We start from the raw sequence: 17,984 nt of genomic DNA on the forward strand, positions 1-17,984 counted from the left end.
ACAGGGGTTTGCCTTATGTCCACGCCTTGGGATGCATTGCCGCCGGTGCTGGTAGACGATGTGGCGCGCAGCTGGAGCGCCGCGTTTCCGGACGGGTGTCCGGACTGGCTGACGAAGTCTGGTGGTACGTCCGAACCGGTCGTGGCCGGTGCTTTCGCCCGCAGCCCTTTCCTTCGACAGGTGCTGGAGCGTAGCCCGGATCAGGTGCGCTCATTTCTGGCGGTACGGGATCTTTCAGAGCCCACATCACCGGAGTTTCTGCGACAGCGCTGGCAGCATTATCTGGTTGAAGTGGATAGCGAATCCGCCCTGCAGGTTGCGCTGCGCCGGTTCCGTCGCGAAGCTCAGTTTCGGATCATCTGGCGGGATGTCATGCGCTGGGCGGACCTCACGGAGACCATCGCCGCAACCAGCACCTTTGCGGATGTCTGTATTGAGGGTGCCCTGAACTGGCTGTACGACGAAGCCTGTGAACAGTCCGGAACGCCCTGGGGTGTTGATCCGGTCACCGGGCAGGAATCACCGCAGCAAATGGTTGTTCTGGGCATGGGTAAGCTGGGTGGTGGCGAGCTCAACGTCTCGTCGGATATCGATCTGATCTTTGCCTTCCCGAGTGCAGGGGAAACGCGCGGCGGACGGCGGTCTTTGGATAACCAGACCTTTTTCATCCGGCTGGGACAAAAACTGATTCAGGCGTTGGACCAAATCACTGCCGATGGCTTTGTGTTCCGTGTTGATATGCGGCTTCGCCCCTATGGCCAGAGCGGTGCGTTGGCTTTGAGCTTCGCGGCGCTGGAGGCTTATTACCAGGAGCAGGGCCGGGACTGGGAACGTTATGCCATGGTCAAGGCCCGCGTTGTCGCAGGGGATCAGCGCGCAGGTGCCGTTCTGATGCGCAGTCTGCGTCCCTTTGTCTATCGCAAGTACATTGATTTCAGTGCCTTTGAATCGCTGCGCAACATGAAGGCAATGATCAGCCGTGAAGTGCGCCGGAAGGGCTTGGAAAACAACATCAAGCTTGGCCGGGGGGGGATCCGGGAAATTGAGTTTGTGGTGCAGGCATTTCAGCTCATCCGGGGCGGTCGGGATCGGGAACTCCAGCAGCGCCCGCTGCAGAATATTCTCAGCGAGCTGGAAGCGCTGGAGTTGTTGCCATCCAAGGTGGTCAGTGAGTTGCGGGATGCTTACGTATTTCTGCGCAATCTTGAGCATGCGCTTCAGGGGATGGAGGATCGCCAGACCCAGCTCTTGCCTGAAAGTGAACTGGATCGTGCGCGGGTCGCCTTGATTATGGGGTTCGACAGCTGGGATGCCTGTGTGTCCGAGCTGGATGTCCACCGCAAGAGCGTAGCGTTGCACTTCGCCAACATCATCGCCACTGAAGATGACGAACCTGCCGGTATTGGCGCCGTAGCCGAGGGCTGGCACGAGCTGTGGCTGGCGGAGCTTGATGAAGCGTCTTCGGTCAGCTGGCTGGAAAAGCAAGGTTTTGAGGATGCGCAGGACAGTTATCGGCTGCTGAGAAACCTGAAACAGAACAGGACGGTACAGACCATGCAAACCCAGGGGCGCCGGCGTCTGAATCAGTTTATGCCGGTGTTGCTGGATGCTTTGACGAAGGTTGAAAATCCTTCGGAGACGCTATCGCGAGTGCTTCTTCTGGTTGAGGCGGTGCTTCGCCGAACGGCGTATCTGGTGCTTCTGCTGGAGAACCCCGGTGCTCGCACCCAGCTGGTCAAGCTCTGCAGTGACAGCCCGTGGATTGCCCAGCAGTTGGCCGATACGCCTTTGCTGCTGGATGAGCTGTTGAATGCGGAGAGCCTTTATTACCCGCCCGCAAAGGCTGAGCTGGAGGATGATCTGCGCCAGCAGATGCTGAGGATTCCCTTCGAGGATCTGGAAGAGCAAATGGAATCCCTGCGCCACTTCAAGAAGGCTCATGTGCTGCGGGTGGCGGCCGCGGAGCTGAAGGGCACACTGCCGTTAATGAAAGTGAGCGATTACCTGACCTGGATTGCGGAAGTGGTGCTGGATCATGTGGTGGATGTGGCGTTCGCCAACCTGGTAAGCCGGCACGGTTACCCCGGGCGAGCGGATGGCTCTTCGACTGAAACCGACTTCGCGGTCATCGGTTATGGCAAGCTGGGGGGAATTGAGCTCGGTTACTCCTCGGACCTGGACCTGGTGTTCGTCCACATGGCGGATTCCAACTTGTCCACTGACGGCGACAAGCCCATCGACAATGCCGTGTTTTTCACCCGGCTCGGGCAGCGCATCGTGCACATCCTCAATACGCAGACGCCTTCCGGGCAGCTGTACGAGGTGGACATGCGGCTCAGGCCCTCGGGCAATTCCGGCTTGCTGGTCAGCACGCTGTCCGCTTTTGAGCGCTACCAGCAGAAGGATGCCTGGACCTGGGAGCACCAGGCCCTGGCCCGCGCTCGAGGCGTGGCAGGCTGCGAGGAAACGTTGGCCGGTTTTGAAGATATCCGGCACCGGATTCTGTGCCAGGCTCGCGACGGTGAGGCACTTCGGCAGGAAGTTGTGGCTATGCGGGAGAAAATGCGGGCCAGTCTGGCCACGCCCGAGAGCCAGCGCGGTGAAATCTTTCATATCAAACACGATCCCGGCGGCCTGGTGGATATCGAGTTCATGGTGCAGTACCTGATGTTGACCCACAGTGCCGAGCATCCTGAGCTTACGCGCTGGTCCGATAACATCCGGCAGATGGAGGCTTTGGGTCAGGTGGGTGTGTTGCCGGTTGAGGATGCGGAAAAACTGCGCGAGGTGTTCATCGTGTTACGGTCGACCATCCATCGCCGGGCGCTTCAGAATCTCAACAGCAAGGTCGAAGGCGAGGCGTTTAAAGTGGAGCGTGAGTACGTGACATCCGTCTGGACGCGGGTGATGGGCGCGTAGAACAGCGTGTATTTTTCTCGTCAAATTTCCTGCTAGAATGCCAATTCCCCAAGAAAACGGATTGTTAGGAGCAACAAAGAATGTCGATGGCTGATCGCGATGGCCTGATCTGGCTGGATGGTGAAATGGTTCCCTGGCGGGAAGCCAAAACCCATGTGCTGACTCACACTCTGCATTATGGCCTGGGCTGTTTTGAGGGTGTACGCGCCTACAGTACCGCGAACGGCCCTGCCATTTTCCGCTTGAAAGAACACACGGATCGTCTGTTCCGTTCCGCCCATATCCTGAACATGGACATTCCGTTCAGCAAGGATGAACTCAACGAAGCTCAGCGGGCGGCGGTGAGAGAAAACAATCTGGACGAAGCCTACCTGCGCCCGATGGTGTTTTACGGCTCCGAAGGCATGGGGCTGCGGGCCGATAACCTCAAGACCCACGTCATGGTAGCGGCCTGGAGCTGGCCTTCCTATATGTCGCCCGAGGCGAAAGAGCTGGGGATTAAGGTACGGACGTCGTCCTACACCCGTCATCACGTGAACATCACGATGTGCAAGGCCAAGGCGAATGGCAACTACATCAACTCCATGTTGGCGTTGAACGAGGCGATTGCCAGTGGTTGCGAAGAGGCCCTGTTGCTCGATAACGAGGGTTATGTGGCCGAAGGTTCCGGCGAAAATATTTTTATCATCCGCGATGGCGTGATGCACACTCCGGAACTGACCTCCTGTCTTGAAGGGATCACCCGTCAGACCATTCTCGATTTTGCCGCCGAGCTGAATATCCCGGTGAAAGAGCGTCGGATCACCCGGGATGAAGTTTACATCGCAGAAGAAGCGTTCTTTACTGGTACTGCCGCAGAAGTTCTGCCCATCCGGGAGCTGGATGGCCGGGTCATCGGCGAAGGCAAGCGTGGCCCGATCACTGAAAAGCTGCAGGCCATGTATTTCGACGCGGTGAAAGGCAAGCTTGCCCAACACAGTGGCTGGCTAACGCACGTCAGAAACTGATCCGCAGGGAGTCAGACAAGCCGTCGCCTGCGATTGTCGGGGTGGCGGCTTTATTCATTCAATCCATTCTATTGTTAGGAACAGCAAATGGCAGACGTCATCAAAGTCCCCGTCTCCTTTGGCGAGGTGCTCGACAAAATCACCATCCTCGAAATCAAGTCCGAGCGGATCAAGGACGAAGCCAAGCTTGCGAATGTGCGCTTGGAGCTGAAAGAGCTGAGCGAAACCTGGAATGACGCGGTTGACGACCAGGGCGCGATTGCGGAGCTCCGGCAGCAGCTGAAGGCTGTCAACGAGGAACTGTGGGTGATCGAAGACGATATCCGCGACCAGGAAGCCGCCCAGGATTTCGGCACCCGGTTTATTGAGTTGGCGCGAGCTGTCTATGTGACCAACGACAAGCGAGCTGCGATCAAGAAAGAGGTCAATCTGGCGCTTGGTTCCCGGTTTGTGGAAGAGAAGTCCTACCAGGATTACACCGCCAGGAAATAATCTCGCCGGCGGTTGTGGGTGTGGCCGGCCAGCTAAGGCCGGTCGCCGCCTTGCTAACCGTTTGACGCTACCCAGCGGTCGAGCATGCCGGTAACGTCTTCAACCGACACCAGTTCCATAGCCCCTTCAAATTCCGCCTTTGCTCCCCAGCGTGCTTGGGTAACCGTTTTCCCGGTAAATTGCTGCAGTGCCTCCGGATACCGGTTTACACACCACTGGAGCGAATTGTACGGGCCCGATCGATTCGGGTTGCTGGCGGCAAATACGCCGAGTACATCCGTACCGACTGCGCTGGCAATGTGAGCAGGGCCGGTATCCGGAGCCACCACGAGGTCTGCTGCCGCCATCAGGGCGGTCAGTTGTTTCAGCGTGTCCTTGCCGCAAATGTTGTGGGCTTGCTCTTCCATGGCGGCCTCGATGGCGCGGCAGTACTCTGCTTCAAAGGGCGCCGGGCTGCCCACCAGGATGACCTTCATGCCGTGCTGGCGAATGGCATAATCCGCCAACCGGGCATAACGCTCCGCCGGCCAGTTCCGCAGCGTATGGCTGGCGCAGGGGCTGATCACCAGGTTTTTGGCGCCGCCATCCAGATGCTCTTTGGCAAAGGCGTGGTCCGATTCGCTGAGCGGAATGTGCCAGCGCGGCGGTGCCGCTTTGAGCCCCAATGGTTCGAGGAAGCTGGCCAGACAGTCGCGAACATGTTGCTCGGGCGCCGGCGCAATGCGGCGATTGATGAACAGGCTGTGCAGATCTTTGCTTCTGGCGCTGTCATAACCCACCCGGATTTTGGCGCGAATGCAGGCCGCGGCCAGATTGGCACGGAAGGCCACCTGCATGTGCAGCAACGCATCGAACGTGCGCCCGTTCATTTTCTGACGCAGCTCTGCATATCCCTTTCGGCCCGCTTTTTTATCAAAAATCACAAACTCAACACCGGGAAGATCACCGATCAGCTTCGCTTCGATCTTGCCGATGACCCAGGTGATTTTTACGCCGGGGAGTTGCTCCTGAAGGCTCAGAACCACCGGAATTACGTGGGTGACGTCACCGATCGCAGAGAGGCGAAGAATGCAAATAGAGTTCATTGAGTGCAGGTCCATGACTGGTTCGGCCGCCCACGTGTGGAGCTTGGTGGCGATTCATTGGTAAACTGGCCGCCATTCTAGCGCACTCGCTGGCGAACGTCCCGACGCCTCCGTAGGCATATCGTTTCTGTCGCTCCACCACTTGCTGATCTCTGGGGAATCATGGAGAAAACCGAAGTCCGAAAACGGGAAAACGGCGCCGTGCTGCTGGTTCATCCGGATTTTTCCGAGCGGGTCAATAGCGACTGGTTTCGACCTGAATTCTGGGGCAATCGCGCTCAACCGGTTGGTAGCGGGGGCAGGGGCGGGGCCTGGTTTCTCGATGCTGATGGCGACCGGATGGTGCTGCGGGCGTATCGTCGCGGCGGGCTGATTGCCAAGCTGTCGAGCAACGCCTACACCTACACCCGGGAAAAGCAGGTGCGTTCGTTCGCCGAATTTCGGTTGCTGAATCAGCTGGTCACCATGGGGCTGCCAGTTCCCCGCGCGATCGCGGCGTGGTACCAAAAGCTGTCACCGGTGCAGTATCAGGCCGCCATTATCGTTGAACGTCTCGACGATGCCGTGCCACTGGCGGATATTATGGCCGACATGTCCACCGATCAGTGGCACGCGCTCGGCCGGCTGATTCGGCGGTTTCACGATGCCGGTGTTCGCCATGCGGATCTGAATTGCTTTAACGTGCTGGTGGCCGCAGGAGAATTCCATTTGATTGATTTTGATAAGGGGCAAATCATGCCGCACGGGACCTCGTCTCGATGGAAAAAAGCGAACCTTGACCGGTTTGCTCGGTCGCTGCGTAAGGTGGCCGGGGATTCCTTCCAGCAGAAAGTGTGGAAGGCTTTCACGCACGGATATCAGGGGAGGCCAGTCGCTTGAGCAGTCAGCCGGCAAAGCAATCGTTACCTACTGTACTCTGTCTCACGGATGCGTGTGATCGTCCCGAATCCGAGCTGTTTATTGGCCTTCGAAATGCGGGCTTTGATGTCGATGTGATGTGTAATCCCAAGGGCCGTAATTTTCAGCGTTTGACGGACGAGGGGCTTGTGGCCCAGCCGATGGCCCTGAAAAGCCGTTTCGACAAGGAGGGCATTGCGGCTATTCGCGAGCAGCTCGCCAGCAAGCGTTATGACATCATTCACGCCTACAATCCAAGGGCGCTTGCCTGCGGTTTGAAAGCATCCAAGGGAACCGACATCAAGGTCGTCGCCTACCGTGGCGTGATCGGCAATATCAGCTTCCTCAATCCTGAGTCCTGGATTACCTTCCTGCATCCCAGAGTCAGCAAAATCATCTGCGTCGCGGACGCCATCAAAGATTACCTGGCGAGCCTGCGTTTTCTGTGGATGAGCATTCCCGATGCCAAGCTCCAGCGCATCTACAAGGGACATGATCTGAGCTGGTATCAGGCGGAGCCGGCGGACCTGAGGGAATTTGGCGTACCAGAGGGCGCCTTCGTGGTGTGTTGCACCGGGCGAAACTCGCCGCGTAAGGGCTTTGATGTGCTCATCGAAGCCGTAGGTAAGCTCCCGGCCGATGTGGATGTTCACCTGTTGCTGGTGGGCGATGTGATCAACAACGAGGAAATCCAGGCGCTGGCGAGCCAGTCATCCCGCAGCGACAGGATTCATTTCACCGGTTTCCGTACCGACGCGCCGGCTATCGCAGCGGCCAGTGATGTTTTCGTGCTGCCCTCGAAAGAACGGGAAGGCCTGCCCAGGGCGGTGATCGAATCCATGGTGTACGCTGTGCCGCCGCTGGTGACGAGTGTTGGAGGCATGCCTGAACTGGTGGAGGACGGGGTCAGTGGTCTCGTTGTCGAGCCAAATAGTTCCGACGCGCTGTGCCGTGGCATTGAGCGTCTGTACCGTCATCCGGACCTGCGCAGTGATTTGGGTGCGGCGGCCAGGGCTCGTATCGCCAACCGGTTTCATACCAGTCAGACCGTTCGTGAAACCGCTGAGATGTACCAGTCTTTAACAGGCAGTGCGTGATGCGCCGATATCTGTTTTTTGTCAATCAACCGTATTCCTATTCCATCCTCAGGCCACTTCAGGAGGAAATCCGGCGCCGTGGTGATGAGGCGGCCTGGTTCGTAGCGGGTTGCAGCACAGACCCGCTTCGCCCGGATGAGCGGCACCTTAAAACCGTTTCGGATGTAATGAGCTACAACGCGGACGCAACGTTCGTTCCGGGTGACTGGGTGCCGTATTTCTTTCCGGGGATCAAGGTGGAAGTGTTCCACGGCATGGCCCGGAACAAGCGCGGCCATAGCAGTGAGGATGACAGTGATCATTACCGGATTCGAGGCTGGTTTGATCTGTATTGCACGCAGGCTGAGAAAGACACTGCCAAGTTTCAGGCGTTGGCCCAGCAGCATGGGCACTTTGCCGTCGCGCACACCGGTTGGCCAAAGCTCGACCCACTGCTAAAGAAAGGCGTGCAAGGTGAACGCCCCAGGGGCGAAGGCGAGCTCCCGGTTGTTTTCTTTGCGTCGACCTTCAGCCGGTCGGTTACCGCGGCACCGGCGCTGGTGGATAAGATCACAGAGCTGGCTGCCAGTGGTCGGTGGCGGTTTATCGTTACGTTGCATCCGAAGATGGATCCTGCCGTGGTTGATCAGTATCGTCAGCTGGCAGGCCCTCATCTTCGCTTTGTTGAAAGTGATGAGGATCTGCTGCCGCTTCTTCCCGAAGCTGACATCATGCTCTGTGATACCTCGTCCATCATGTTCGAGTTCATGTTTCTGGATCGTCCGGTTGTCACCTTCCGAACCAAGATGCCCGGTCCCTATCTGATTGATGTCGCCGAGGTCGATCGCCTGGAGCCAGCCCTGAGTGAGGCGCTGGCGCGGCCGGCACCGTTGATGGAGGCCAGCAGAAACCTTTGTCGTGAGCTGCACAGTTTTCGCGATGGCCAGTCCAGTGGCCGGGTTCTGGATGCGGTTGAGGATTTCTTCACCACTAAGCAGGCCGGCTTGAGCAGAAAGCCACTCAACCTTCTGAGAAAACTGAAGGTACGGCGCCGATTGCGCAAAGAGCTGAAAAAACTGAAAAAAATAGACCTCCAGCAGCCTCTTGGAGTGGAGCGCCGGTAAGTTGAAAAATAAATCGTTAGATTTGAATGTTTTCGTGGCTACAACGCCTCTGCAGCTGATGAGTTGTTCAGAAGCCCGATATCATTTCGGTTGTCCGGAACAGACCTGCCTGCTTGTGCTGGCGAGACCCGATAATCGAGAAACAGAAAAGCAGATGGCGTTCCTCAGTGACGCGCTTGGGTGGAGAAGCATCGAAACAGTGTTTCTTGGTAAAACCGGTTTTTTGCTCCGACTGGCTGGACTTCTACGCCGGCTCTCCAAGTCCCCGCCTGAACGTCTTTTTATTGGAAACAAAAATAGCTGGTTTCACGAGGCTTTCTATCGGGCGCTGAAGGCGAATCGTACCCTGTTCGTTGACGATGGCCTAGCTACGCTGAGGTACTACCGCGCGATCCACGATAAGAGCTTTGATAGTAGGTTGTCCCATGGAAAACATGCCTTGTTATCTGCACTGCGGGTGCCCCTGCGCCCTTTAAGTGGCGATAATCTAGAGTTTTTCACCTGTTTTCCTCTGGAAAGTTCAGATCGAATTCGTGTCGAAGTTCATGATTTTCCGGTTTTTCGCCAAACCTTTCACACACAATGCGGTGAGACCGATGCCAGTCCGGTTGTCGCATTTATCGGACAGCCGTTTGGTGCCGGGGACAGACTAGCTCAGGTCAGGGCTCAGGTGAGTTATGTGGCTGGTCGACATCCGGCTTCTCGCCTTGTGTATTTCATGCATCGAAAGGAGGAGCGTTCGGAGCTTGAGCGTGAGTTGGCGGAGATTCCAGTGGAAATTCGCCAGACCGGGCGTCCTATCGAAATTGAGGTGGCGACATCTGGTTCAGCTTACCTCGCATTCTACAGCTTTGCCTCTACGGCATTGTTTACTCTGAAGAAAATATATCCGGCGTCGAAAGTGTATCAAATTGATGATCAAATTTTCGCCGCCCAGTTGCCTTATTACGACGAAATCGTTGGTATGCTTCACTCTATAGGTGTAGTCAGAACCTCTTTAGAGCAAGTATCGAGCCTCTAGAACCCCGGCTGGATGTTTGAGAGCATTATTTTGTGATGATGTGATCGATATGGCCTCGTATTTGTGTACCCTTCTGGTGTTCGCGCTCTACTATGGTATTGGCGAGCCGGGATAACGGGCCTGAAGCACTAGGACGTGGAGAGTTTTGATTAAGGACACGGACACTGATGATAGGGTTTCCTGATAACGTTGACCTGAAAGTTGTGGTGTTAACTTTGCCCCACTCGGAAGATCGACAGGGGAGAATCAGGAATGCTCTGGAAGAAGCAGGGATAGACTTTGAGTTTGTTTGGGGAGTGGATGGAAGAAAGGAACGGGATCCGGTTTTCGATCTCTACGACCAATCCAAAAGGCTGAGAGTAAGAGGTAATCCGCTATCTGCCGGCCAACTGGGCTGTTTCGCCGGTCATCGTAACATATGGGCACGTTGCGTTAACGAAAATAAGAGATACGTGGTCTTTGAAGATGACATTGTCTTTGTCCAGGAGACATTTAAGGCATTTCTGAAAACATTGGAAATTATGCCTCGGCATTTCGGGTGCCTCAGGTTGTTTAAGAACAAGACTCGTAATCACCAAGAGTATGAAGTTGCGCGTGTTGGCGATTTCAGCATTCTTCGTTACACCAAAGGTCCGATGAGCTCCATGGGCTACTATCTGACCCCCGATGCTGCACGCAAATTTTTGGACTGTGTGAGTCCGATCTTCCTCCCGGTTGACATATATATGGACCGCTACTGGGTTAACGATGTGCCCTGTTTGGGAATAAGTCCTGCCTTTGTATCTCACGACTACAAATTTGAATCCATTATCGGTTACGAACCCAAAACTGGCCGCCGTCCGTTACTGAATCGATTGAGGCGAGAGTTATTCACGCTGACAGAGAGAATCAGGCGTTTTATTTACAACCTGCGGTTGGAGAAAAAATATCGCGGGAAAAGGCTGCTCGCTGATGAACGATAGGATACACGCGGTCTGGCTCGGTGAGATGATGCCGCCTCTTGCTCATGCCTGCCTGGACGATTGGAAAAAAATGGGGTTCAAGTTCCGGTTGTGGACGGAATCCGATACTGAGGTATTGCAGTGGATAGAGGACTGCCGGTTTGCCAAGGAGTGTTACAGGCGAGGTCTCTATGCCTTTGTATCGGATTACCTCCGTTTGAAAGTACTTGAGGCCGAAGGGGGGTTATATCTCGATACGGATGTAACGATTCGACAGAACCCTTTCCCATTATTCGCCGGAGCAAAGTTCGCCGTTGGATACGAAACAGAAGAATATTTAGGGACAGCGGCAATATACTCCGAGAAGGACTCCCGGATTTTATCTGAGCTCATTCGCTTTTATGAAGAAGGCATCTGGAAAACGGACCTTTACATTGGGCCTCAGGTCGTTACCTACCTGATAAAGGATCAGCAGCTTTCGAACCTCGAAAACTGTGTTCTTCTGCCAAGGCACTGTTTCTATCCGTACAGCCAGGAACCTCTGAATTTTGAGTGCCCCGAGGAAAGCTATCTGGTGCACTGGTTTCAGCACAGTTGGAAGAAAATGCCAGGTATGGTGTTCCTGAAGTCGAAACACCTTGGTTTCTGGGGCAAACTCTATGTTTGGCAAAAATACCTATTTCGCAGCATCTTCTGAGGCAGAGCCCTGTACTTTTGAGAATCTGAAACTGTAGATAATTCCAAAAAACACGGAATAGATATAGACGCCGTTTGCGGCGTAGAAGTAGGACTCAAAGAAATTAACCGTGATCCAGAAAGCCAGCACCACCATTGAAAAGACTTTCCAGGTCTTTTGCACCGCTGGTTCTCGGACCGCATGGATAACCGGGTAAAACATCAGGAAGTAGACCAGTATCCCACCCACAACTCCAAAGCTGACAAAGGTCTCAACGTGCGAGCTGTGCAGGTGGGTAAAGTTTTTCTGGACGTACTCCGGAAACCTTTCACCCTCAGCTATTACCAGCTCTCTCGCATCCTCGCCGCTTCCCAGAATTGGGCGCTGCGCAATCCAGTCCAACCCTTCCAGCCACAGATGGATGCGAATGCCGACGCTGCTGAATTTAGAGATCGAATCGAGATCCAGCTCCGCTACCTGCTCAATGGTTTCCAGTTCAGCCGCAAGGCGCTTCTCGACAATGGCAAGATTCGATAGGGACCCTAGCAATACCGCAAAAGCCAGATACCCGGCAACGAGTCCGCGAACACTGATCCGAGAGTTCGGGAGTAATTTGAGTGCCAACGGCGCCAGGAAAAGGCAAACAAACAGCGCCAGCCAGACTTGTCTTGATTGTGTGATCACAATGATCAGTATGAAAAACAGAGCAGCCAAGGCGGCCAATACTTTTCTTGCCAGGTTCAGAGGGCGCGACAGTTTGAGCTTTGCAACGAACAAGAAGGCCGCGGCAATAAACCCGAAGCCAGCAAACAGTGAGGTATGTTGCGCGTTGACGAGATCAAAGCTGATGCGAGCGCCCTGGATCCCCCGCGTGATATCTCCCATAAAATCGGGTGAATGACTCACGTAAATGCTCAAAACGCTAGAGCAGTAGGCCAGGAGAACGGCCGAAATTCTGTCGTTTCGCCCTTGGATCCAGTAGGCGATAAACCAGAAAAAGAAGAAGTCGTAAAAGAAAAACGGAGATGGGGAATCTTTCGCGAGATCCGGAATTTGCAGTCGGCTATTGAGCCAGCTGACTACCGGAATGATCAGGGACACGAAGAACGCGACAACTATCGGGTCTTTTTTTATTGGCCGCGAACTGAAGTAAATCGAAGCGAAGGTCCCCAGAACGGCCAGGAATATGAAGACATCACCCACATCACGGTGAAACCGCTTAAAAAATACAAAGCCCAGGACACAAAAGAACATCAAGGAAGAGAATTTTCGTCCCTGAACAATCGATTCGAATTTTGTGGTCAAGTCAGCACCCGATAGGTTTTCGATAGCAACATGATCGTGGTTTAAAACGTGGGAGGTAAACGGACTGCCCTAACCCTTGCCTCTATCGGCACGATTGAGTGTCCACAACCCGGCATATTTGTTGAAGGTCACCTGGGCATAGGTGACTGCTGTCAAATACCCCACTGCACCATCGAGAAAGCCAAAGCGGATGAAATAAACCTGTATAAAGGTCAGGAGCCCTCGAAGCGTGGGGTAGATCATGGTGCGGGTTTTCTTGCCCCGGCGATGCTTTTCAAGAGCACCCAGCCATGCATACTTGGCACTTTTTTCCAGAGAGTGCCCGAAGTCCCGATGCGTGTAATGAGTCAGTCGGCCGCGCAACGTTTTGGTCCTGCGCCCCTCTGGAATCAGGATGCGTTCATGCACGAGCGCGTCCGAAAAGCGGACCCCTTCGCGGCGGAACAGCCGCAAGGGTGCTCGTCCACTTCGACCGAAATCGAGACGTTTGCCGTAAATGGTCACGGCCCACGGAAGCTTGTAGGCGTCCGCATCCGGGTCGGCCAGGTGGTGGTTAATCTCACGCGCGAGTTCCGGAGTGATGCGCTCATCGGCGTCGAGGGATAAAACCCAGTCACCGGTCGCCTTCTCAAGCGCTCTCTGTTTCTGTATGCCAAAGCCCGGCCAGTCGGTGATTTCAACGATATCCGCATGCTCTCTGGCAATATCTGCGGTTTGGTCGGTGCTGCCGCTGTCCAGGACGATGATTTCGTCGGCCACCAGCCTTGCCGATTTAATACAGTCGGCAATGTGCGCTTCTTCGTTCTTTGTGATGATCGTTGCCGACACCTTGCAGTTGCGCTGGCGACTGTAAGAGGCGCTCAGCTCATTGAAGAGCGCCGCGGCAATGCCGGCGATCGAGAGAAGGTAGAAGGTCAGGAACAGGGTTCGGTTAAACGTTGCTTCTGTCAGGCCGAACAGCAAGTAAGCACTGGACACCATAACTCCGGCGGCTGAAAGGTGCGCTACTGGTGCGTAGGAATTGAACAGATGGCGGGCAAACAAGGTCAGTGGAATGAATATCAGGAATGCCCAGCCAAGGATGCCCGGAACGCCACTTGTGGCCGCTTGAGTAAGTAGGTCGTTATGGGCGTGACCGGCACAGCAGTCCAGTAACGTCGTCGAGGCAGACCCGTTGGCAACCAGTTCTTCTATCTGACGGGTATAGCCTCCAAGGCCCGCACCAAAGCCCGGGTTGGTGGAGAAAAGTTCGCCAGCTGTTTTCCAAATTGTAAGCCGTACTTCCATCCCCATGTCGAGCTGCTGCTGTTCAATCAGCGCCTCCAAGGATTTCGACATTCGGTCTGCGTTGTAAAGTGCAACAGCAATGATCAATGGGATCAACAGGATCGTCGCGCGACGCAACTTCCGATCAACGAGAGGCAAGAAAACCAGAAGCAGCACCGGAAGGGCGATCAGATTACTTCGTGTTTCAGAGAGCAATGCAATAACAAATGCGCTGATGCCCAGGCCGCCGCAGATGAATGCGATGCGAACTTTCCTCGAGCGTATGAAGTAGAGAGCGCTCACCAGGCTGAGCGTGCTGGCAAGCAATGCCAGGTTACCGAAGCTGATCGGGTTGATGCCGCCGCCAAAGCGGCGACTTAGCAGGGAATTGATCGCCCAGTCGTGAGCGACCAGTTCCGCCAGAAAGACCCCAGATACCGAGAGCGCAGCCAGAGCCATAGCCGAAAAAAAGTGCCAGGCGCGCAAGCCTGCACAGCTGAAGGCGATTATCAGAGGCCAGAAGAGAATCAGTCTCGCGTGGGTACCCAGAGTTTTACCGCCCTCGTAATCAAAGCCTTCGAAAGTCCAGGACAGGGTGCTGACCGCCACAAAGAACCAGAATGCAAAGTGCAGAAGGCGCAACTCCTTTGGGGTGTCCCACTGGAGTTGTTCAGGAACACCTCGAGCCACGTAAAGTCCGCCGACAATGGCAAGTAAAAGCGTTGACGCAGCCAGCATGCTGGAGGAGAAAAGTGCGCCACCCAGTCCGGCCATCAGTAGTAAAAAAATGATTGGGCGTGAGCGGGCGGTTGCTGTGGAGTCAGTCATGAAAGCTTACAATCTCTTTGGACGCTGTTGGGCATTGAATGGGTTAACACACCCGGTCCGGGTTGTAGGGGTTGATCTCACCGGCAGGGCGATGGCGAAGTCGCTTGTATTCCCACTGGTACTGTTCTGGGATCTCGGTAACGCACCGTTCAATTGAACGGTTCAGGGCTGTGGTGGCGACAACTGGGTCTTTGTCATCAAGGCCCGGTTCGACTTGGCGCACGACGAGGCGAAAGCCTCTCGCGTCAGGCAACCGCTCCGCGTACGTCATCAGTGCGTTGGCACCGGTGCGCTGCATGAGCTTGGAGACCAGTGTCATGGTTTTGACTTCCATACCAAAGAAAGAAGCAAAGGCGTTGCCTTTCCCCCGCGGCGACTGATCCGGAAGAATGCCTGCCACGCCGCCCTCGCGTAAGAGGGCGGCAAGCCTTGCCAGCCCGCGACGGTCTCCGCGAACCAGTTCCGAGCCAAGTCGTCCTCGGACTCGAATCATGTAGTCCTCGAATTCCGGCATGTTCGGGGGGCTGTACAGGGCGGCCATCTTATAGCGCGAGGAGAAGAAGAGTCCCGCCAACTCCCAGTTTCCCAAGTGGGGGGCCAGGAGGATCAAGCCTTTGTTGGCGGCCAGGGCATTATCAATCAGTTCCAGTCCCTCGGTTTCACGCACCAGCTCCAGGCACTTTTCCACCGGCCACTCCCACATCAGCGGGATTTCCAACATGGCCATGCCGGTGTGGGCCAGAGAGCTACGGGATAACTCGTGGCGTTCAGCCTCGGACAGTTCCGGCAGGCAGATGTCCAGATTGATGTCGGTTACCTGTCGGGCTTTGGTGGGCATTTTCCATAGCAACCACCCAAGCCGGGAACCCAGTTTCTGCGCGCTGGCCAGTGACAGCCTGCCTGCGATCCTCAGCAGGCCAGAGACCAGTCTGTATTTCATGCTGCTCATTTCCGGCCGTACCGATCCTCGAATCGTACGATGTCGTCCTCGCCCAGATAAGAGCCGGATTGCACCTCAATCAGTTCCAGATCAATGACTCCGGGGTTCTCCAGCGAATGGACCTGGCCGACCGGAATGTAGGTGGACTGGTTTTCAGTCACCAGATACGTCTTTTCTCCATTGGTCACCTGAGCGGTGCCACTGACCACAATCCAGTGTTCTGCGCGGTGGTGGTGCATCTGAACCGACAGCTTGGCTCCGGGCTTTACGGTGATGCGTTTCACCTGGTAGCGGGCACCATTATCGATGGAGTCATACACGCCCCAGGGACGATAGACTTCCCGATGGTTCATGTGTTCGTGGCGGCCATCGTCGCGAATCTGTTCAACAATGGATTTTACCTCCTGAACCCTGTCCTTGTGGGCGACCAAAAGGGCGTCCTTGGTTTCGATCACCACCAGGTTCTCGACACCGACGGTTGCCACTAACCGGCTGTCCGCACGCACCAGGGTGTTTTGGGTGTCATGGGCAATGACATCGCCGCTCAGGCTGTTGCCAGCGGCATCCTTCTCGCTGACATCCCACAGGGCCGACCAGGAGCCAATATCGCTCCAGCCCGCATCAAGCGCGACAACGGCGGCCTTGTCGGTTTTTTCCATCACGGCGAAGTCGATGGAATCCGATGGGCACCGGGCGAAGGCTTCGGCGTTTACCCGGGTAAAGTGGAGGTCTTCGCTGGCGCCCGACATGGCGGCTTTGCAGGCTGCCAGAATGTCTGGCCGGTGCGCCTCCAGCTCGTTGAGATAGTCCTGGGCGCGAAACAGGAACATACCGCTGTTCCAGAGGTATTCGCCGCAGGCCAGATAGGCTTCCGCGGTCTCCAGGTCGGGCTTTTCAACAAACTTGTCTACGGTGAAACAGTTATCTGCGAGCTCCTCACCCTGGTGGATGTAGCCGTAACCGGTTTCCGGATGCTGCGGAACAATGCCAAAGGTCACCACCTTGCCCTGTTGGGCCAGGGGGATGGCCTTGCTGACGCCTTCCTGAAAAGCGGACGTGTTTTTAATCAGGTGGTCAGCCGCGAGCACCAGCATAATCGGATTGGCTTCGCTGGTGTTTTCCATCAGTTCGAGGGCTGCAAGCGCGATGGCCGGCGCGGTGTTGCGGCCGCAGGGCTCGAGAATAATTCTGGTGTTGTCGTGGCCGGACTGGCGCATTTGCTCGGCCGCCAGGAAACGATGTTCTTCGTTGCAGATCAGCAGGGGCTCTTTGGCATCCATGCCTTGCAGACGTTCAACCGTTGCCTGAAGCATGGACAGGGGACCGTCCGTCAGCTTCAGAAACTGTTTGGGATTCAATTGCCGGGACAATGGCCATAGCCTGGAACCGGTACCGCCAGCCATAATGACGGGGTGAATCATGAGTCAACTCCGTGTTGGTTTTGAGCGCGTTTCGCCCGTTGGGGCGTCAGTCACTGCCAGTCGCTGTAACGGGTGATCTTAACATAGGGTTAGCACAATATTGTCGTACAGGTACTGGAAAGTGCCGGTAACGGAAGGAGCCTCGGATGGCGCTGCCATTGTCAGTGTATTTCATCACCCAGAATGAAGAACTGAGATTGCCGGAATCCATCGCCAGAGTGAGCGGCTGGGTGGATGAGATTATCGTGGTTGACTCCGGCAGTCGGGATCGAACTCGCGCCATTGCCGAGGCCGCAGGTGCGCGGGTTGTGCACCGCGACTGGCAGGGTTTTGCCTGTCAGAAAGCCTACGCGGCTTCCCTGTGTCGCAACGACTGGGTGCTTGACCTGGATGCCGACGAAGTGTTGTCCGACGCGCTGGTAAAGAACATCAAGGCACTGTTTTCGGGGCCGCTACCCGATGACGTGGCCGGCTTTCGGATGCGATGGGTGCTGTCGCCCCCTCTGCCGGGGCATCCCTTCCGGCACGACAAACCGAAAAAAATCATGCGTCTGTACAATCGCAACAAGGCGTCAATCTTGGCCGAAGAGAACAGCAATAACGATCGTCCTCAGATCAGCGAAGGGCGGGTGCTGGATCTCAAGGGCGATGTGTTGCACCGGACTCTGGTGTCGCTGGCCCAGATGGAACGGAAGTACTGTCAGCTATCGTCTGAGCAGGCCAGGTATATGCACTTCAAGGGGCGTCGGATCAGCAGTGCCCGATTGTTCCTGGAGTTTCCCGTCAAGTTTCTGAAATATTATCTGCTCCATCGGCAGATCCTGAACGGCTGGTTTGGCCTGAGTGTGTCGATTACGGCGGCTTACCGGAACTTCATGCGTCTGGCCAAGGCCAAGGAGCTGCACATGCTGGAGCGGCTGAATCGTGAGCGGTAAATCGCCGGCGCCAGACTCTGACGAATGGCCGGTGGCGGATTGGCGCGGACC

15 protein-coding genes are annotated in these 17,984 nt (G+C 55.7%); 10 read left to right on the top strand and 5 right to left on the bottom strand.

The features are described from left to right. Positions 1 to 15 precede the first annotated feature (15 nt). From glnE to LPB19_RS06590, 3 genes are all read left to right on the top strand, one after another. Entirely contained in the window at positions 16 to 2,919 is a 2,904-nt protein-coding gene (gene glnE / locus LPB19_RS06580; RefSeq protein ID WP_206645274.1) for a bifunctional [glutamate--ammonia ligase]-adenylyl-L-tyrosine phosphorylase/[glutamate--ammonia-ligase] adenylyltransferase, read from the top strand. Between the two features lie 80 nt (positions 2,920 to 2,999). Beyond that, entirely contained in the window at positions 3,000 to 3,926 is a 927-nt protein-coding gene (locus tag LPB19_RS06585; protein WP_206645275.1) for a branched-chain amino acid transaminase, read from the top strand. An 87-nt stretch (positions 3,927 to 4,013) separates the two neighbouring features. Further along, a complete protein-coding gene (locus LPB19_RS06590) occupies positions 4,014 to 4,418 on the top strand; it encodes a DUF6165 family protein (protein WP_206645276.1) in 405 nt (134 codons plus the stop codon). 53 nt (positions 4,419 to 4,471) lie between these two features. Here LPB19_RS06590 and LPB19_RS06595 read toward each other — a convergent pair whose 3' ends face one another. Then, positions 4,472 to 5,503 (bottom strand): glycosyltransferase family 9 protein, encoded by a 1,032-nt coding sequence (locus LPB19_RS06595; RefSeq protein WP_206645277.1) that lies wholly within the window; start codon positions 5,501 to 5,503, stop codon positions 4,472 to 4,474. Positions 5,504 to 5,665: 162 nt separating this feature from the next. On the opposite strand from LPB19_RS06595, the gene LPB19_RS06600 reads away from it, so the two are divergent. From LPB19_RS06600 to LPB19_RS06625, 6 genes are all read left to right on the top strand, one after another. Then, complete coding sequence (locus LPB19_RS06600; protein ID WP_206645278.1) at positions 5,666 to 6,382, top strand: 3-deoxy-D-manno-octulosonic acid kinase; 717 nt, start codon at positions 5,666 to 5,668, stop codon at positions 6,380 to 6,382. Next, positions 6,379 to 7,497, top strand: a complete 1,119-nt coding sequence (locus LPB19_RS06605; RefSeq protein ID WP_206645279.1) for a glycosyltransferase family 4 protein — start codon at positions 6,379 to 6,381, stop codon at positions 7,495 to 7,497. The genes LPB19_RS06600 and LPB19_RS06605 overlap by 4 nt, the downstream gene beginning before the upstream one ends. Further along, on the top strand, positions 7,497 to 8,600 hold the full coding sequence (locus tag LPB19_RS06610) for a CDP-glycerol glycerophosphotransferase family protein (protein WP_206645280.1): 1,104 nt from the start codon (positions 7,497 to 7,499) through the stop codon (positions 8,598 to 8,600). Before LPB19_RS06605 ends, LPB19_RS06610 begins: the two co-directional genes overlap by 1 nt. Position 8,601: 1 nt before the next feature. Continuing rightward, positions 8,602 to 9,621 carry a hypothetical protein gene (locus LPB19_RS06615; RefSeq protein WP_206645281.1) on the top strand — a complete coding sequence of 340 codons (1,020 nt, stop codon included), beginning with the start codon at positions 8,602 to 8,604 and terminating at the stop codon, positions 9,619 to 9,621. Positions 9,622 to 9,788: 167 nt separating this feature from the next. Continuing rightward, entirely contained in the window at positions 9,789 to 10,583 is a 795-nt protein-coding gene (locus LPB19_RS06620; RefSeq protein WP_206645282.1) for a glycosyltransferase family 25 protein, read from the top strand. Further along, positions 10,573 to 11,259, top strand: a complete 687-nt coding sequence (locus LPB19_RS06625) for a glycosyltransferase family 32 protein (protein ID WP_206645283.1) — start codon at positions 10,573 to 10,575, stop codon at positions 11,257 to 11,259. The genes LPB19_RS06620 and LPB19_RS06625 overlap by 11 nt, the downstream gene beginning before the upstream one ends. Here the strand turns inward: LPB19_RS06625 and LPB19_RS06630 are convergent. From LPB19_RS06630 to LPB19_RS06645, 4 genes are all read right to left on the bottom strand, one after another. Beyond that, on the bottom strand, positions 11,239 to 12,543 hold the full coding sequence (locus LPB19_RS06630; protein ID WP_206645284.1) for an O-antigen ligase family protein: 1,305 nt from the start codon (positions 12,541 to 12,543) through the stop codon (positions 11,239 to 11,241). The genes LPB19_RS06625 and LPB19_RS06630 overlap by 21 nt on opposite strands. Before the next feature lie 69 nt (positions 12,544 to 12,612). Then, positions 12,613 to 14,637: a glycosyltransferase gene (locus tag LPB19_RS06635; RefSeq protein WP_206645285.1), complete on the bottom strand. Its 2,025-nt coding sequence runs from the start codon at positions 14,635 to 14,637 to the stop codon at positions 12,613 to 12,615. 43 nt (positions 14,638 to 14,680) lie between these two features. Beyond that, positions 14,681 to 15,586, bottom strand: a complete 906-nt coding sequence (locus tag LPB19_RS06640) for a lysophospholipid acyltransferase family protein (protein WP_206645286.1) — start codon at positions 15,584 to 15,586, stop codon at positions 14,681 to 14,683. After that, complete coding sequence (locus tag LPB19_RS06645; RefSeq protein WP_206645287.1) at positions 15,583 to 16,998, bottom strand: mannose-1-phosphate guanylyltransferase/mannose-6-phosphate isomerase; 1,416 nt, start codon at positions 16,996 to 16,998, stop codon at positions 15,583 to 15,585. The genes LPB19_RS06640 and LPB19_RS06645 overlap by 4 nt, the downstream gene beginning before the upstream one ends. 146 nt (positions 16,999 to 17,144) lie before the next feature. On the opposite strand from LPB19_RS06645, the gene LPB19_RS06650 reads away from it, so the two are divergent. Next, the gene (locus LPB19_RS06650) at positions 17,145 to 17,933 is read left to right on the top strand and encodes a glycosyltransferase family 2 protein (protein ID WP_206645288.1); all 789 of its coding nucleotides are present in this window, start codon (positions 17,145 to 17,147) and stop codon (positions 17,931 to 17,933) included. Positions 17,934 to 17,984: the final 51 nt, after the last annotated feature.

Origin of the sequence: Marinobacter salinisoli, from assembly GCF_017301335.1 — a bacterium.
GTDB classification, from domain to species: domain Bacteria; phylum Pseudomonadota; class Gammaproteobacteria; order Pseudomonadales; family Oleiphilaceae; genus Marinobacter; species Marinobacter salinisoli.